Origin of the sequence: Pseudomonas sp. SLFW, assembly GCF_009905615.1 — a bacterium.
GTDB lineage: Bacteria > Pseudomonadota > Gammaproteobacteria > Pseudomonadales > Pseudomonadaceae > Aquipseudomonas > Aquipseudomonas bambusae.
The window spans coordinates 14,286-30,637 of record NZ_JAAAKW010000003.1 but is presented as its reverse complement, the minus strand read 5'-3'; the positions used below and the strand labels follow the sequence as shown (position 1 = coordinate 30,637).

General features: G+C 62.5%; 14 protein-coding genes. 7 read left to right on the top strand and 7 right to left on the bottom strand.

Annotation, left to right across the window (positions count from 1 at the left end):
• Window positions 1-19: 19 nt before the first annotated feature.
• On the top strand, window positions 20-1,096 hold the full coding sequence (gene sctU / locus GVN17_RS05980; protein ID WP_166594321.1) for a type III secretion system export apparatus subunit SctU: 1,077 nt from the start codon (window positions 20-22) through the stop codon (window positions 1,094-1,096).
• Between the two features lie 49 nt (window positions 1,097-1,145).
• Here the strand turns inward: sctU and GVN17_RS05975 are convergent, their stop codons facing one another.
• The gene (locus GVN17_RS05975) at window positions 1,146-2,066 is read right to left on the bottom strand and encodes a LysR family transcriptional regulator (protein ID WP_166594320.1); all 921 of its coding nucleotides are present in this window, start codon (window positions 2,064-2,066) and stop codon (window positions 1,146-1,148) included.
• Between the two features lie 278 nt (window positions 2,067-2,344).
• On the opposite strand from GVN17_RS05975, the gene GVN17_RS05970 reads away from it, so the two are divergent.
• Window positions 2,345-3,664: an OprD family porin gene (locus tag GVN17_RS05970; protein WP_166594319.1), complete on the top strand. Its 1,320-nt coding sequence runs from the start codon at window positions 2,345-2,347 to the stop codon at window positions 3,662-3,664.
• Between the two features lie 11 nt (window positions 3,665-3,675).
• Here GVN17_RS05970 and GVN17_RS05965 read toward each other — a convergent pair whose 3' ends face one another.
• The gene (locus GVN17_RS05965) at window positions 3,676-4,185 is read right to left on the bottom strand and encodes a helix-turn-helix domain-containing protein (protein WP_166594318.1); all 510 of its coding nucleotides are present in this window, start codon (window positions 4,183-4,185) and stop codon (window positions 3,676-3,678) included.
• Between the two features lie 224 nt (window positions 4,186-4,409).
• Between GVN17_RS05965 and GVN17_RS05960 the strand changes: the two genes are divergently transcribed.
• Window positions 4,410-5,054 (top strand): phosphohydrolase, encoded by a 645-nt coding sequence (locus GVN17_RS05960; protein ID WP_166594317.1) that lies wholly within the window; start codon window positions 4,410-4,412, stop codon window positions 5,052-5,054.
• 120 nt (window positions 5,055-5,174) lie between these two features.
• Here GVN17_RS05960 and GVN17_RS05955 read toward each other — a convergent pair whose 3' ends face one another.
• From GVN17_RS05955 to GVN17_RS05935, 5 genes are all read right to left on the bottom strand, one after another.
• Complete coding sequence (locus tag GVN17_RS05955; RefSeq protein ID WP_166594316.1) at window positions 5,175-7,466, bottom strand: ATP-binding protein; 2,292 nt, start codon at window positions 7,464-7,466, stop codon at window positions 5,175-5,177.
• Window positions 7,467-7,670: 204 nt separating this feature from the next.
• Window positions 7,671-8,288, bottom strand: a complete 618-nt coding sequence (locus GVN17_RS05950; protein WP_166594315.1) for a response regulator transcription factor — start codon at window positions 8,286-8,288, stop codon at window positions 7,671-7,673.
• A gap of 14 nt (window positions 8,289-8,302) precedes the next feature.
• Window positions 8,303-9,856 (bottom strand): winged helix-turn-helix domain-containing protein, encoded by a 1,554-nt coding sequence (locus GVN17_RS05945; RefSeq protein ID WP_256665135.1) that lies wholly within the window; start codon window positions 9,854-9,856, stop codon window positions 8,303-8,305.
• A 234-nt stretch (window positions 9,857-10,090) separates the two neighbouring features.
• Window positions 10,091-10,978 (bottom strand): helix-turn-helix domain-containing protein, encoded by an 888-nt coding sequence (locus GVN17_RS05940; protein ID WP_166594313.1) that lies wholly within the window; start codon window positions 10,976-10,978, stop codon window positions 10,091-10,093.
• A gap of 72 nt (window positions 10,979-11,050) precedes the next feature.
• Window positions 11,051-12,043, bottom strand: coding sequence for an MBL fold metallo-hydrolase (locus tag GVN17_RS05935; RefSeq protein WP_166594312.1), 993 nt, complete (start codon window positions 12,041-12,043; stop codon window positions 11,051-11,053).
• A 208-nt stretch (window positions 12,044-12,251) separates the two neighbouring features.
• Between GVN17_RS05935 and GVN17_RS05930 the strand changes: the two genes are divergently transcribed.
• The 4 genes from GVN17_RS05930 to GVN17_RS05915 all read left to right on the top strand — a co-directional run bounded on the left by GVN17_RS05930 (window position 12,252) and on the right by GVN17_RS05915 (window position 16,313).
• Window positions 12,252-13,682, top strand: coding sequence for a mechanosensitive ion channel family protein (locus GVN17_RS05930; protein ID WP_166594311.1), 1,431 nt, complete (start codon window positions 12,252-12,254; stop codon window positions 13,680-13,682).
• A 177-nt stretch (window positions 13,683-13,859) separates the two neighbouring features.
• Entirely contained in the window at window positions 13,860-15,074 is a 1,215-nt protein-coding gene (locus GVN17_RS05925; protein WP_166594310.1) for an MFS transporter, read from the top strand.
• A gap of 134 nt (window positions 15,075-15,208) precedes the next feature.
• Window positions 15,209-15,967, top strand: a complete 759-nt coding sequence (locus GVN17_RS05920) for an endonuclease/exonuclease/phosphatase family protein (protein ID WP_166594742.1) — start codon at window positions 15,209-15,211, stop codon at window positions 15,965-15,967.
• 148 nt (window positions 15,968-16,115) lie between these two features.
• Window positions 16,116-16,313, top strand: a complete 198-nt coding sequence (locus tag GVN17_RS05915; RefSeq protein ID WP_166594309.1) for a general stress protein — start codon at window positions 16,116-16,118, stop codon at window positions 16,311-16,313.
• The last annotated feature ends 39 nt before the right edge of the window (window positions 16,314-16,352 follow it).

Genomic DNA, 16,352 nt, shown 5'->3' with positions numbered 1-16,352 from the left:
CGATAAACAGGGGCAGTCGATGAGCGAAAAAACAGAAAAAGCCACGCCCAAACAGCTGCGCGACGCTCGGGAGAAAGGCCAGGTCGGGCAGAGTCAGGACCTGAGCAAACTGCTGGTGCTGCTGGTGGTCAGCGAGGTCACGTTGGGGTTGGCCGATGAAAGCGTGGCGCGGCTGCTGCATTTGCTGTCGCTGTCGTTTCAGGGGATCGGAAAACCCTACCTGCACACCCTCGAACAAGTGGCCAGCGAAGGCGCCTCGGTGCTGGTCGGATTCATCCTCAGCAGCGTCGGCATCGCGGTGCTGATGCGGCTGGTGGGGAGCTGGATGCAGATCGGCTTTCTGTTCGCGCCCAAAGCCTTGAAGATCGACCTCAACAAGCTCAACCCGTTTGCCCACGCCAAGCAGATGTTCTCGGCCCAGAGCCTGACGACGCTGCTGCTCAGCATTCTCAAGGCGGTGGCGATTGCCGCGACGTTGTATGCGGTGGTCAAGCCGTCGCTGGGGGCGTTGATTTTGCTGTCCAACACTGACCTGACGACCTACTGGCATTCGCTGTTGCAGCTGTTCCGCCACATCCTGCGGGCAACCCTGGGACTGCTGGTGGTGATCGGCGTCGTGGACTTCGCGTTGCAGAAGTATTTCCACGCGAAAAAGCTGCGCATGAGCCATGAGGACATCAAGAAGGAATACAAACAGTCCGAGGGCGATCCCCACGTCAAAGGCCATCGTCGGCAACTGGCCCACGAACTGCTGAATCAGGCCCCGACCGCGCCACCGAAACCCGTGGAAGATGCCGACATGCTCGTGGTCAACCCGACCCACTACGCCGTCGCGCTGTATTACCGGCCGGGAAAAACGCCGTTACCGCTGATTCATTGCAAAGGCGAAGACGACGACGCCCTGGCCCTCATCGCCCGAGCGAAGAAAGCTGGGATTCCGGTGGTGCAAAGCATCTGGCTGGCGCGCACGCTGTACAAGGTCAAACCCGGCAAACACATCCCCCGCCCGACCCTGCTGGCCGTGGCGCACATTTATCAGGTCGTGCGGCAGCTGGAGGAAGTGACGGACGAGGTGATTCGGATTGAGGAGGAGTGATCCTTCGGCCAGCATCAAAAGCTTGAACTGCGCCATTCAATGCCACGCCTCACGGCATCGGCCGCGTTTCCTGTGACATGAACTCGGTGATCCGCCCCCGCAGCCAGCGTTCGGCAGGGTCGTTGTCGTGGACGCCGCTCCAGACCATCGACAACTCGGCCGGCTCGATGGGAAACGGTGGGTCTTCGGCCCGCAGGGCGCAGCCTTCCACCAGCGCGCAGGCCGCGTAATCCGGGACGGTCGCGATCAGCTCGGTCCCGGCCAGCAAGGCGCGCAAACCACTGAACTGAGGCACCGCCACCACCACCCTTCTCGCCCGCCCGACCTTGGCCAGGTCCAGGTCGATGTTGCCGCTCAGATCCCCCGAGAACGACACCATGGTGTGCGGCCGCTCGCAGTAATCGTCCAGCGTCAACGTGCCGGGACGCTTGTCGCCCCGCAGCACTTTGCAGCCGATGTCACGCAGTTTCTTGCGCTTGGCGTTGGCCGGCAGTTCGGTGGTGTAACTGATGCCCACCGAAATTTCCCCGGACGCCAGCAGCGACGGCATCAGCAGGTAATTGGCCCGGCGCACCACGACGATGATCCCCGGCGCCTCTTCCCGCAGGCGCGTCAGCAGCGGCGGAAACAATCCAAACTCGGCATCGTCGGAGAGCCCGATCCGGAACACGTCGCAACTGGTCGCCGGTTCGAATTCCTTGGCGCGACTCACGGCGCCGGAAATGGTGTCGAGCGCCGGTTGCAGCTCCTTGAGAATATCCAGCGCACGGGCCGTCGGCTCCATCGCCCGGCCGTTGCGCAGCAGCAACGGGTCGTCGAACAAATCGCGCAAACGGGCCAGCGCGGCACTGATCGCGGGCTGGCCCATGAACAGCTTCTCAGCGACGCGCGTCAGGTTACGTTCGAACATCAACGCTTCGAAGATCACTAACAGGTTCATGTCGACGCGGCGCAGGTCGTTGCGATTCATGGATCGGTTCCGGTGTAAGCATGAGGGAAAGGCCCGCGCTGGGCGGCGCACGGTTCGAGCCCGTCAACAATGCACAACACGCGAGGCACTGTAAACGGCTCGGGCAGATATACACAGTCGGTTGCGGTATGGCTTGAATGAATGTGCTCTTCGTGACGTTGACGCCTTCATTTATCACGCAGCACTCCCGGACTAAAACGCGCACAGGGCATCAATCCCCGCGCGTCCGTGCCTGCCACATTGACGGCTTGCGTGTTCACTCCTCAGAAGGCCGTTTCATGGCAAGCCGATTGTCCCTGCTGTCCCTGGCGTTACTCACCACTTCCCCGACCTTGATGGCCGCCCCCGCGACCGAGGATCAAGGGTTCCTGGCGGGCACCTCGCTGAACATCCTGGCGCGCAATTTCTTCCTGCAGAACGACTACCGGACCGGGCATCCCGATCAGAGTTATCGACAGGAGTGGGCCCAGGGTTTTATCGCCAAGCTGCAATCCGGGTTTACCCAAGGCATGTTGGGCGTTGGTGTCGATGCCCACGGTTTCTATGGCCTGAAGCTCGACAGCGGCCGGGGTCACGCCGGGACCGGATTGCTGCCGCTGGACAGCGACGGCCGTGCCGAAGACGATTACGCCAGCGCCGGCGGTGCACTGAAGCTGAGGCTCTCGAACACCACGCTGATGATCGGCGAGATGGAGGTCGAGACGCCGGTCCTCGACACCGGGGACAAACGCCTGCAACCGGAATACGCCACCGGCCTGTTTCTCGACAGCCGGGATGTCGACGGATTGAAACTGGTCGCTGGGCACTTCAACGCGTTCAAGAACGAAAACGCCTCCACCGCCCACGGCGATTTCGATGGCTATGGCGCCAGCACCCGGGGTCGCGCGCTCTCCCTGGCGGGCGTGGAAAGCACGGGCGACGGACCGTTTGGCGGGTCGGTCTATGGCTCGCAACTCACTGACACCTGGCGGCAGTATTACGGCAACCTGCACTACCTCGCCGTGCCATCCGACAACAGCTCATTGCTGACGGATGCCAACGTCTATCGCACGCTGGATCAAGGCAGCGCCCGGGCCGGGGGCATCGATAACACCGCCTGGAGCCTGTCCACGAAGTACAGCCTGGGCGGTCAGGCGCTCACCCTCGCCTATCAGAAAATCGATGGCGACACGCCGTTCGACTTCGTGGGCGGCGACTCGATTTACCTCGCGAACTCGATCAAATACGCCGACTTCAACGGCGCCCACGAACAGTCCTGGCAACTGCGTTACGACCTCGACGCCAGTGTGCTCGGCGTGCCGGGCCTGAAATTCATGACCCGCTATGTGCGCGGCAGCCAGATCGACGGCACCCACGCCCCTCAAGGCGCGGCGTACCAGCCGTTCGACGAAGAGACGGGACGTTTCCAGCCGATCCAGGGCAAGGGCGGACGGCATTGGGAGCGCGACATCGACGTCAAATACGTCGTCCAGTCAGGCCCGGCGAAAGACCTGCTGTTCAACCTGTCCCATGTGTCCCATCGCGGCAACGACGCGCAAGGCGGCGATGACATTGATCGCTGGTATGTGGTGGTTCAGTACCCGTTGAATGTCTTGTAGCGCTGCAGTGATCACCCCGCACACGCCAACACGTGCGCCTTGGACCGTCGCCAGTTGAACGGCGTAATCCCGACCACTCGGGTGAACACGCGGGTGAAGTGCGACTGATCGGCGAACCCGCAATCGAGGCTGATCTGGGAAATGGTCAACGCCGATTCACTCAACAGCCCTCGGGCGCGGTCCAGTCGCATTTGCAGGAACCAGTCGCGGGGGGACAGGCCGGTGTTTTTCTTGAACGCCCGCGAGAAATGGCTGCGCGACAGCGAGCATTCGCTGGCGATACGGGCAATCGACAGGCCCTTGTCCATCTGGCTGGCCATCAGCTCCTTGGCCCGCCGCTCCTGCCACGGAGACAGCGCCACGCGCTCGGCCGGGGTCTCGGTCTCAGGGCGTTCCGCTTCCGAGGCCACGCGATTCGACAGCTCACGCACCACCTGTTCCAGCAGTTGTTGCTCGCCGTCGGGCAAGGCACGCAAAGATGCCAGCAACGCGTTGTACAAAGTCGAGTTGATTGCATTCATTCCGGGCTCTCCAGGTCGCAGGGGGCGGTCTCTGGAGTCTGGTGCGCAGAGGCCTTAAAGTCCTTCTCCGGGTATTAAATGTTCTGAATGGTTAATAATCCGCGCCTGCCAGATAGCCCGACCCAGACCCTTTCAGGACGTTTAAGGCGCCGCACAAAGACGCTGTCGCCCGAGCGGTTTAAGGTCTGAACATGCCAAAGCCCGGTTCGTTGCGAGGGACGCACGTGACCACCCGATATGTTGCTGGAATCCCGATCCCCGACAGCGCGATGGCCCGTGCGGCGACCGAGTTGATGCGGGCGACCCAGTCCGGACTGATGTTCGATGCCGCCCGACGCACCTTTGTGTTCGCCAGCCTGATCGGGCAAGGCCGTGAATTGCGGTATGAGCCTGACCTGCTGTACATCGGCGCATTGTTTCTGCGCATCGGCGTGACGACGCTGTATCGCCATTCCCAGCAGCGCTTCGAAGTGGACAGCGCCGACGCAGCGGCCCAGTTCCTGCGAGGTTATGGCCGCTCCCGCGATGACATCGCCCTCGTCTGGGACGCCATCGCCCTGCACACCACCCCCGGCATTCCCTCGCACAAACCGGCGTTGACAGCGCTGCTGGCGGCGGCCGTCGACACCGACTTGCTTGGCACCCATTGCCAGGCGCTCTGCCCCGGTGTCCTCGCCTGCGTCCTCAACGCATTCCCCCGCGAAGCCGGATTCAAGATCAAATTCCTGCATGCGCTGGCCGAGGGACAACTGCACCGTCGGCAAAGCACCTACGGCACGATCAATGCCGACGTGCTGGAGTTTCACGACCACCATTTGAATGCGGGCGGGTTCTGCGAACGGTTGCTGGCGTCGACCTGGCCCTATTAAGCGACGAGTTTCGAGCGGCAAGCGGCAAGATTCTAGCGGCAAGCGGCGAGCGGCAAGCTTCAAGCTGTGCGCGGCGGTCTCAGGTTCAGCGCTCGCCGCTCGCCGCTCGCCGCTCGCGACTTAAACCGCCGGGAGGGTGAAGACGAACGTGGCGCCGCCGTAGCGCGCAGGCATGACGTACAGCTGGCCGCCGTGGGCGTTGACGATGGAGCGGCAGATCGCCAATCCCATGCCCATGCCTTTGTCCTTGGTGGTGTAGAACGCGTTGAACACCTTGTCCATGTCCTCAGGGGCGATGCCCGGGCCGGTGTCTTCCACGCTCACCACCAGATAATCATCGTGCACCGCTTCACTGGTGATCGACAGGCGTCTGAGCACCTGGTCGCCCGCGCTCAGGGCGTCCAGCGCGTTGAGGATCAAGTTCAGCACCACCTGCTGCAATTGCACTTCGCAGCCGTAGACCTGCAACGGTGAGCGGGTCAGGTGGCTGGTCATCAGGACTTTGTGTTGCTCCACCTCGACCACGGTCAGCGCCACGACGTGACGGATCACGTCGTTGATCAACAGCCGCCGTCGCTGCTGCGCACCTTGTCGCGCGAGAGACTGCAGGGCATTGACGATTTCTCCGGCACGCCGACCGTCCTGCACGATGTCCCGCAGCCCGGACAGCGCCTCATCGACCCGCGGGGTCTCCCGGTTCAACCAGCGCAGGCTTGCTGCGGCATTGGACACCATCGACGCCAGCGGTTGGTTGATTTCGTGGGCAATCGACGCCGCCAGCTCACCCATGACCGTGACTTGCGACACCCTCGCCAGTTTGGCCCTGGCGTTGCGCAGCGCGGTTTCAATGTCGTGTCGGCGAGCGTTTTCCGCCATCAGTTCCTGGTGCAGTCGAGCGGTCTCCAGCGAGATGGCCGCCTGCCCGGCCAAGAGCTCCAACACCCCGGCCCTGTTGGCCGTGAACACCCCCGGCGCCAGATTGTTTTCCAGGTACAGCACACCGATCACCTGGCGCTGCTTGAGCAACGGCAGGCACAACGCGGACCGCACACGATGCTCGTCGAGGTATTCATCGGCGCCGAAGTAGCCGTCGGCGGAGACATCCTCGATCACCAGACGCTGTTGGGTACGCATCACCCGGTAGAGGATTGACAGGGGCAAGTGCGCCTTGCTGGGCGTCAGGTTCACCAATTCGATCCGCAGGCCGCCATCGTCGTCACGACCAACCGCGTGGATCAGCGGCGCCTCGTTCTTCACCAGCATCAGCAGCGCCCGCTGTGCACCGGCATGCAGGATAGTGGTGCGCATGAGGATTTCGATCAGGCGATCCTGCTCGGTCTCGTCACTCAATGCCTGCGCCGCTTTCATCACCGACGCGAGGTCGAGCGTGTCCTGCCCTCCGGCAATGGTGACACTGACGCGAGATGCCAGAATCGCCTCCCGCTGCCGCGCCTGCGTGATCAGCGCGTGCCGGTACGCTTCACTGCGCGCCGGCGCCAGGTCATGGCCCAATGCGGGAATGTCCTGAAGCCGTTGCCACTGGCAGTTGCACGAACGCAGGTCCGCCAGCACATCAGCCGCGCTCTGGTAACGGTCGTCCGGGTTCTTGGCCAGCAACTTGAGCACCAGCTCCGACAGCGCGGGCGGAATGTCACCACGATACAGGCTGAGCGCCGGTGGCTGTCGCGCCACATGGCAGTACACCCATTCGACGGCGTCGCGGGCCTCGAACGGCAAGTGGCCGGCCAACCACTCGTAAAACGTCATGCCCAGGGAGTAAAGGTCGCTGCGCTGATCGGCGTGACGCTCGACCCTGCGCGATTGCTCCGGCGACATGTACGCCAGCGTGCCGCAAATTGAATCCGACACTGGCAGAGCGCCCGAAGGGTGGGCCTCGACGCTCAGTCCAAATCCGCTCAGCCGCACACTGCCATCGGTCCCTTCCACCAGATTGCACGGCTTGATGTCACGGTGCAGCAGCCCTTCTGCGTGAAGGTGCACCAAGGCCGACGAGGCACCGATGGCCAGGTGCAGAAAGCGTTTGATCGACAAGGGTTGATCGGCCAGTTCGTGCAGCGGCTGCCCGCCCGGATCGCTCGACACCAGCAGCAGGCCATGGCCGCTGGGCAATGCGTCGGACAACAGCGCCAGCGGTTGCAGCGCCCACCGGGGCGACAACCGGCCCGCGAGGGAAAACTCATGTTCCAGCCGCCGCGTGGCATTGTCACTTGCGCTGGCGGCCGCACTGATCACGCGCCACTGCTGACCTCCGCCGTCGGGGAGCCTGACCCGGAAATGACTCAGTTCGCCGTCCGCGAGCAGCCATTCCCAGACGAGCTGCCCCCACCACTCCGGCCCGAAGAGCGCGTCGTGGGGAGCCCTGCCTGATGGCGCATCAAAAACGCTGCTCATGAAAGCCCTTGGTGAGATTCAACGTCAGGGGCCGGATCGTGCCCCGCGGACCGTGCCTGAGTTCGACGGGCGTAAACAACAACGTGGAAGTCATCGGCCCTGCGAATCATAAGCACAACTTTGTCGGGCTGAAAGTTGACGCGATTGGCAGGTCACACGACATATAAACTTCAAACTACCGAATATGTACAAGTGTGCGGTTATTCATTGCGTCATGACACCGAGCCGCTCGTGCATCTTCAAAAGTTCGATGACATTGCGTGCGTTCATTTTTGCCATGACATGTTTTTTGTGAACTTTGGCGGTCACTTCGCTGGTGCCCAATTCGACGGCGATCTGTTTATTCATTTTGCCGGTGATCAATAAACCCATGACTTGTCGTTCACGGGGCGTCAGGTGATTGAAACGGTCACGCACGTGAAACGTCAGGCGGCGTTCGGACAGGTTGAGCGCGTCGGCGGCCAGCGCTTCGCGCACCAGGTCCAGGAGGTGCTCCGGTTCGAATGGCTTGGTCAGGAACTCATGGGCCCCGGCTTTGATGGCCTTGACCGACATGGCGATGGTGCCGTAGCCGGTCATGAAGATGATCGGAAAATGCAGGCCGCGCACCTGCAATTCATCCTGCAAATCGAAACCCGTGCCGTGGGCGAGATTGACGTCGAGCAACAGGCAGGTCGGGGCTTCATCGAGCGGGTGCGCCAAAAAGGCGGCGGCGCTGTCGAAGGCGCTGCACGCGATGTCCTCCGAATTCAACAAGCGCTGCAGCGCGGTACGGATGGCGGCGTCGTCGTCGACCACATAGACCCGGGGTGTCGCGTTCATAAACTCTTCCGTCTTCAGCGGCTCAACGCCAGTGCTCTGTGTGCCTGAGGATGATACCCGTCGGGACCCAACGGAACAGCCCTGAGCGGTTGGATATCGCCCTGTGCAGCGACGGGAACACGATAGCGCGGGTCGAGCCTGAGGGTTTCGCCGGCGATTTCCTGGGTCTGAACCACGCGCAGGCAGGCCCGCGTTGCCGCCAGCATGCAATAAAAACGGAACGGTCCTTGGGCCGACACCACCAATAACGACTTGGTCGCCAGCCTCACCATGCAGTCCATGATGCACGCCCGGGCGAGCGTCGCGCACTGCAAGGCATGGCACGCCTGCTCCAGCGTGAACGGGCCGTCCAGGTCGGCGAGCAGCCTGAGCACCGCACGTTCGTCCCGGCTCAACAGACGATAGCTCCAGGCCAGCGACGCATGCAGCGTCTGTTGCCGTGGCGGCGCGGTGCGCAGGCTCGCGGTCAGCAGATGAACGCTGTCGTCCAGACTGGCGACCAGTTGATAAAGACCCAGTGCCGTGGCCCGTGCCGCCGCCATTTCCAGCGCCAATGGCATACCGTCCAGACGCCGACAGACCTCACCCACCAGCTCGACGCTGTAATCGTCCAGTTCGGTGTCGCCGCTGCCGCCCATGTGGCAGTCCAGCGCCCGCCAATGCCGGAGAAACAGCTGAGCGGAGGTGCTTTGCAACACGTTTTCGCGGCTGGCGTCCGGTGCGGGCGCCGTCAGCGGCGGCACTTGCACGCTGCGTTCGCCGGCAATCCGCAGGGGCTCACGACTGGTGGCCAGCAGCCGTGCACACGGCGCGCCCCGTAACACGGCCTCGACCAGCCCGGCGACCTCGTCGATGAGGTGCTCACAGTTGTCGAGGATAATCAGGCCCGGATGGCGAACGATGTGTTGGCAGAGGCTCGCCGCCAGTGGCTCACCCTCGACGGATTCGACGCCCAACGCGGCCGCCAGCACTTCGCACAGCCGATCGCCCCGTTGCAACTCGGCCAGCGGCACGAAACACACCGGCATTGCCTCGCGGTCGATACGCTGCTGGCCGAGCACCACCGCCAGACTGGTCTTGCCCACGCCCCCCGGCCCAATCAGGGTGACCAACGCGTGGCCGTCGCTCAAGACCGCCTCCACCTCGTCCAGCAACGCCTCACGCCCCACCAGATCGACGCTCGCGGGCAGCCGATGCCTGGCGCTTGATGGTCCCCATCCCAAGGCTGTTTCCCGCGCCTTGGGCAACGGGTCCTGCAAGGTGGCGTCAAGCCAGACACCCTCGCCGCCCAATAACAGGTAGCCACGACCGGGGATCGTGCGAATCAGGTCGCGGTCAGCGCCCAGCGCCTTGCGCAGTGCCGAAATGTGCACCTGCAGGTTATTTTCTTCGACGATGGTGTCGGGCCACACATGCTGAAGTATCTGTTCCTTGCTGACCAGTTGCCCCTGACGGCGAATCAGCATTTCCAGAATATCGAACGCGCGGGTGCCAATGCGCAGGGCAACGCCGTCTTTGAAAACGTCCCTGAGGTCCAGGGACACCGTAGCCTGACCGAGACTTATCATCTTATTCACGCAGTCCTTAGAGTGGATTCGCACGCCCTGAATGCGTCGAACGTGTACGAGGCCATCGGGCTCCCGCACTCGAACAACGTCGCCGATCCATTTTTAGTCAGTGAACATCTAATCAGTAAAAAACATTAACCGATATTATCCATAGGGGTAGGAACTTGTAATCCATCCGTCTAACGGTTGTTGAATCTCGGTGAGCTTAATGATCGTTAGATAACGATTAGTTGGTCACTGTCGCTCGCCAGTGACCAGCACTGACAGCACCTGTCGCTGACGACTGCGCCAGGCACTGGGTGTTTCCCCGGTCAATCGGGTGAACACCCGCGTCAAGTGCGGCTGATCGGCGAAGCCACAGTGCTGCGCAATTTGAACCAACGGCATGGGCGGCAGGGCGCGCAGCAATTCCCGCGCCCGCTCCACCCGAATCTGCAACAGCCAGGCGTGGGGCGCGACGCCAGTGGCCTGTTTGAATGCCCGGGAGAAATGGCTGCGCGTCAGCGAGCATTCCTGGGCAATGCGCTCAACCGACAGATCGCCGTCAAGATGGCTGGCGATCAGCTCCTTGGCAATCGCCAATTGGGTAGGCGTGAGGGAGGCGTGAAGCTTGCCGGACGCCGGGGCGACACGCCCATAGCGGGCGATGGCGTGGCTGCTCATCGCCATCAGAACGTGATCGAGAAACAAACGATTGGCCATGTCGGGACGTTGCAGCGCCGGGAGCATGGCGTGGGCCAGGTGATACAGCACGGGGTCTTCGGCGCCGCCCTGCTCGTAACGGAACACGCCGATCTTTTGGGCGCCCTGCTCGGCCTGCAACGCGTCCAGCGCCTGCCGGGGCAGCGTCACGCGCAGATTGTCGTAAGACGAACGATGCTGACAGCGCAGTTCATCGCCCATGAACGGCAACGCGACCGAGCCCCGAAGATGGCCACCGGCGTAGCTCAGCCGGCGCCCACGCCAGAGGCGGTGAGCGGCAAAGTCCTGCAACTGAACGATGATCGAGAAGGCATCGACACACGGGATGTCGATGATCTTTTCAGGGTCGGGGGTCGCCTGCTGAATGCGCACCGCGGTGAAGGCATCACCGCTCAGTTGCATGATCCGGGGAGTGTTCAAGGGCCAGTCCTATGTCAGTAAAGGGTGCCAGTGCAGTCGCCCACTCCCTGTGCCCAGGCGACTGCGCTCATCTTAGTCGATCAGCGGCACATGGGGAGCGCGCTGATACGGGCCGTATTCCACCGGCACCCACTGGAAGCGTTTGCCCAGGGCTTCGATGTGCCCGGTGCCGGGGAACGGCAGATGCGCGGCGGCGACCCAGCGCTTCTTGCTGGCGGCTTCGCTGAACACCGCGTCGCGGCTGGCGATCGCGTTCTGGCTGTTCTCGTCAAAACTGATGCTGACTTCCGGGTGTTCGAACTGCACGGCGAGGTTATGCACCAAGTCACCGATGAAGACAATGGATTGGCCGCGAGACGTGAACTGGTACGTGGTGCTGCCGGGGGTGTGCCCCGCTTCGAGGGTGGTGTGCACTTCCGCAATGGGCGACTCGCCGGGGGTGAACGTCTTGAAACGACCGGCAGCGACGTAGGGAGCGGTGGAATCCTGCGCGATGTTGAAGAATGCCCTGGCCTGTTCCGGCACGCGGGACAGCGCCGTCGGGTCCAGCCAGTAATCGGCCTCAGGCTTGGCGGCGTACACCGTGGCGTTGGCGAAGATCGGCTGTTTGTTGCCGTCGACCAGGCCACAGACGTGATCCAGGTGCAGGTGGGTCAGAAAAATCGTGTCGACCTGCTCCGGTTCATAGCCCGCCGCCTTGAGGTTGCGCGTCAGCATGCCCGCGGTTTCACCGATGCACTGGCCCGCCCCGGTGTCCACCAAAATCAGGTTCTTTCCCGTGTTGATGAGAAAGGCATTGAAGGCGGTTTGCACCCCCGGTGTTTCGATGGCACGCCGAGCCAGTAGCGCGCGAATTCGCTCAGGGGGCAGGCCTTTGAGCAGTTTTGGCGACAGGTCGTTGTAACCGTCGAACAGCGCCGTGACTTCATAATCCCCCACCGCCAGCCGGAAATAGCCCGGCACTTGGGTTTTCTGCTGGGCGGGCGGTTGGGCACTGGCCAGGGTCGAGCACAGCGCAAGGCCCAGGCCAGCGGCACGGGCGAGCGAAAACAGGGATGAGTGCATGGGACGCCTCAAAGCAGGGTTAGAAGAAGCGCCGATGGTGCAATCCCTGCCGATCCAGTGATTGAAGCGCTGTGCTTGTTTCGAAGCGATGCGGCGACGGCCGATGACGGTAGACTCCGCGAGCGATCGGTTATAGACATCCCGCCATCACTGTCCCTAACATCCCCGCGTGTCGTGGCGACGTGCCCTCTCCCGTGGAATTCCCTTCATGCCCTCAGCCGTTCCTCATTATTCGCTGGCCTGGAGCCTGCTCCTGCTTTTGGCAGATGTCGCGGCCTGGCACCTGCTGGCCGACCGCAACCGGTTGACCCGGATCGGCATCCGTCTCATGGGTTTCGTGGCCTACAGCCTGGTGATCGCCAGTGCAGGCGTGAGCCCGCTGGAAGCGCCTGCCTGGCCCGACAACAGCGCCATGCAATTTGCCGCCACTGCGCTGGCCATCGTCTGGTGGATGTATGCGGCGCGCACCCTCACCGTTCTGCTGGGTCTGCTGTTGACCGGCCGCGTCGGCCACAGCGGGCGACTGTTGCAGGAGGTCATTGGCGCAGTGGTCTTCCTGATCGCCATCGTCGCGGCGGCCGGCTACGTGCTGCAGCTGCCCGTGAAGGGGCTTCTGGCGACCTCCGGGGCGATGGCGATCATCGTCGGCCTCGCGCTGCAGAGCACACTGAGCGACGTGTTTTCCGGAATCATCCTCAACACCACCAAGCCCTATCAGGTGGACGACGCAATCTCCATCGACGGGATGGAAGGCAAGGTCATGGACATCGACTGGCGCGCCACGCACCTGATGACCGGGGTCGGGACCATGGTGGTGATCCCCAACTCAGTGGCGGCCAAGGCAAAAATCGTCAATTTGAGCCGACCGGTCAATATTCATGGCGTGTCGATCACGGTGATGATGCCTCCGCACATCCGGCCCCGCCGCGTGCTGGATGCCCTGGAGCGTGCGTTGCAAGGGTGCAGCGCGTTGTTACAGACGCCACAACCCCGGGCAGTGGTCAAAGACACCAGCCCGACCACCATCGAATATTCGATGACAGGCTTCATCAGCGACCTCAATAACAAGAGCGACGTGCGCAATCTGCTGTTCGATCTGGCGTATCGGCACCTGGAAGCCGCCGGCATCGCCTGGCAATCGGAGATCACCGCCGAGGCCATGTCGCGACCCAGGGCGTTGCTGGACGAGGTGAAGGTGTTCAGGGCCAGCACTGCCGAAGAGAAAGATGAACTGGCGCAAACGATGGTCGCTCGGGAGTTCGCCACCGGTCAGACCATCATGGACATGGGAGACGAACCGGACGGGCTGTGGGTGATAGCGACCGGCGTTGTCTCGGTGAGGATTCCCGACGGCAGGGAGATGATCGAGGCCGGGCGCATGGGGCCGGGGGAAGTGATGGGCGTGCAGAACGTGCTCGACGACTCGCCGTCCGAGGCGCGCTTCATCGCCATCACGTCCTGTGTGATGTACCGCATCGAAAAAGCCGCCACGCGCAAGGCGATGGAGCAGCGGGCGGAAATCACCACGGCACTCAACAAGTTGCAGGCGGTGCGCCAACAGAACAGCCAGCATGTTTTGCTGCGCAAGCCGGTGGCGATCAAGAAGAATCACTTTTTGGGCTGGTTGCAGAAGCGCTGAACGATTCGGGCGTGCGGGCAAGCCAAGGGAAATGCCACTGCCGGTAAACCCCCACCGCGACTGAAGATGGAATGAAAGAGACTGGCGACGCATCAGGATTAAATCGTTAGCCTGCTTTCATTTCCGTTGGCCTCGGGCGATGATGGCGCACTCCCACCGCGCCTGCGAAGAGCCCTCATGTCTGCCGCCCTGCCACCCGAAACGTCGCCTCAGCACACGAATTCAATGGCGATCACCCTGCAAATCGTCTCCATCGTCCTCTACACCTTCATCGCCTTCCTGTGCATCGGGCTGCCCATCGCGGTGATGCCCGGCTATGTCCATAACCAGCTGGGTTTCAGTGCGGTGGTGGCCGGTCTGGTGATTGGTTCGCAGTACCTTGCCACGCTGTTCAGCCGCCCTGTGGCGGGCCGGATCTGCGACACCATCGGCACCAAGCGGGCCATTGTGTATGGGCTGGCGGGCATCGCGATCAGTGGCGTGCTGACCGTTTTGGCGGTCCTGCTTGAACCGTTCGCGGGCATCAGCCTGTCCATTCTGGTGATTGCTCGGGTGATCCTCGGCGGGTCGCAAGGTCTGGTGGGCGTGGGCACCATCAGTTGGTGCATCGGCCAGGTCGGTGCGGAACACACGGCACGTTCGATTTCATGGAACGGCATCGCGTCCTACGGCGCCATTGCCATCGGCGCGCCGCTGGGCGTGGTGATGGTCAACACGCTGGGGTTCGTCAGCCTCGGCCTGGTGTTGACTGTGCTGGCCGCAGGCGCGCTGCTGCTGATTCGCAACAAACCGCCGGTGCCTGTGGTGCGCGGCGAGCGCATGGCGTTCTGGTCGGTATTCGGCCGCGTCGCACCTTATGGCCTGGGCCTCACCCTGTCCTCCATCGGCTACGGCACCCTCACCACCTTCATCACGCTGTATTACGTCAGCCGGGGCTGGGAAGGCGCGGCGTGGTGCCTGACGGTGTTCGGTGTCTGCTTCATCGTGGCGCGGCTGTTTTTCATCAACGCCATCACGCGCTTCGGCGGCTACCGTTCGGCCATCGCGTGCATGTCGGTCGAGACCGTCGGGCTGGTGCTGTTGTGGCTGTCGCCCAACACCACTGTGGCGTTGATCGGCGCGGGGTTCGCGGGGTTTGGCTTGTCGCTGGTCTATCCGGCCATCGGCGTCGAAGCCATCAAACAGGTGCCCAACAGCAGCCGAGGCGCGGGGCTGGGGGCCTATGCGGTGTTCTTCGATCTGGCACTGGCCATCGCCGGGCCGCTGATGGGCGCAATTGCCCTCGGCATGGGCTACGACTGGATCTTTTTCTTCGCGGCGGTGCTGTCGATTCTGGCATTGGGCCTGACCGTGCTGCTGTCGCGACGCCCCGCCGTAGACACGCGGCTCTAGCACGACACCGGCCAAACGGCATCGCAAAACGCTGAACTGCCCGGACCCGAGCCGGTCGGAACTAGCACATCCCTCGCAAAAGGAGCGTGCGTGTGACTTCCGATCCTGCTGGTGTCCACCTTCCCCCCTCGGACATGTCGGGCGTACGGGACGTTCATCGTTTACGCGTACTGACGGTCAACACTCACAAGGGCTTCACGGCCCTGAACCGACGTTTCATCCTGCCGGAGCTGCGCGAAGCGGTGCGCAGCACGGGGGCCGATCTGGTGTTTTTGCAGGAAGTGCTCGGCGGCCATGATCGTCACGCCGCCCGCTACCACGACTGGCCCACCCTCTCCCAATACGAATTTCTCGCCGACAGCATGTGGAGCGACTTTGCCTACGGCCGCAACGCGGTTTACCCGGAAGGGCACCACGGCAATGCGATCCTCTCCAAGTACCCGATCCTGCATTACCGCAACCTCGACGTGTCGATCACCGGCCCGGAGCGGCGGGGCCTGCTGCATTGCGTGTTGCAGGTGCCGGGACACGACGAGGTGCACGCTATCTGCGTGCATTTGAGCCTGCTGGAAAGCCACCGCCAGTTGCAGCTGGATTTGCTGTGCGCGCTGCTGGATTCACTGCCCGAACACGCGCCGGTGGTGATTGCCGGGGATTTCAACGATTGGCAGTTGCAGGGCAACAAACGCCTGGCGCGCTGCACGTACTTGCACGAGGCCTTCGAGCAAAGCCACGGGCGATTGGCCAAGACCTACCCTGCCCGCTTCCCACTGCTGCGGCTGGACCGGGTTTACCTGCGCAACGCCACCAGTCACAACCCGAAAATCCTCGGGACGCGGCCGTGGACGCACCTGTCGGATCACCTGCCGCTGGCGGTCGAAGTGCACATGTAAAGGCCCGTATTCAAGGCGCTGGCATCGTTTCGCCACTCCCGCCGTTTGTCCGGTAATGCCGTGATTGTTTAAACCAACTGCCGCTTGATTCATCCCATTTAATGCGAGCCACATGACTCGCCCTTCTCATAACAAGAGGTACGCAATCATGGCTAACACCGGAAAATCGAACCCTGGCAACTTCTCGAACGATCGCCAAAAAGCCTCCGACGCAGGCAAAAAAGGCGGCCAGGCTTCAGGTGGCAGCAACATGGCCAACGACCGGCAGAAAGCAACCGACGAAAAACGTCCGGACGCCAGCAAAAAAGGCGGAATGCCACAAGGCGGCGCAGGCCGTAAATCCTGATCAACGTCTGATCAGCGGAACGAGCGAGGGTGAGAGCCC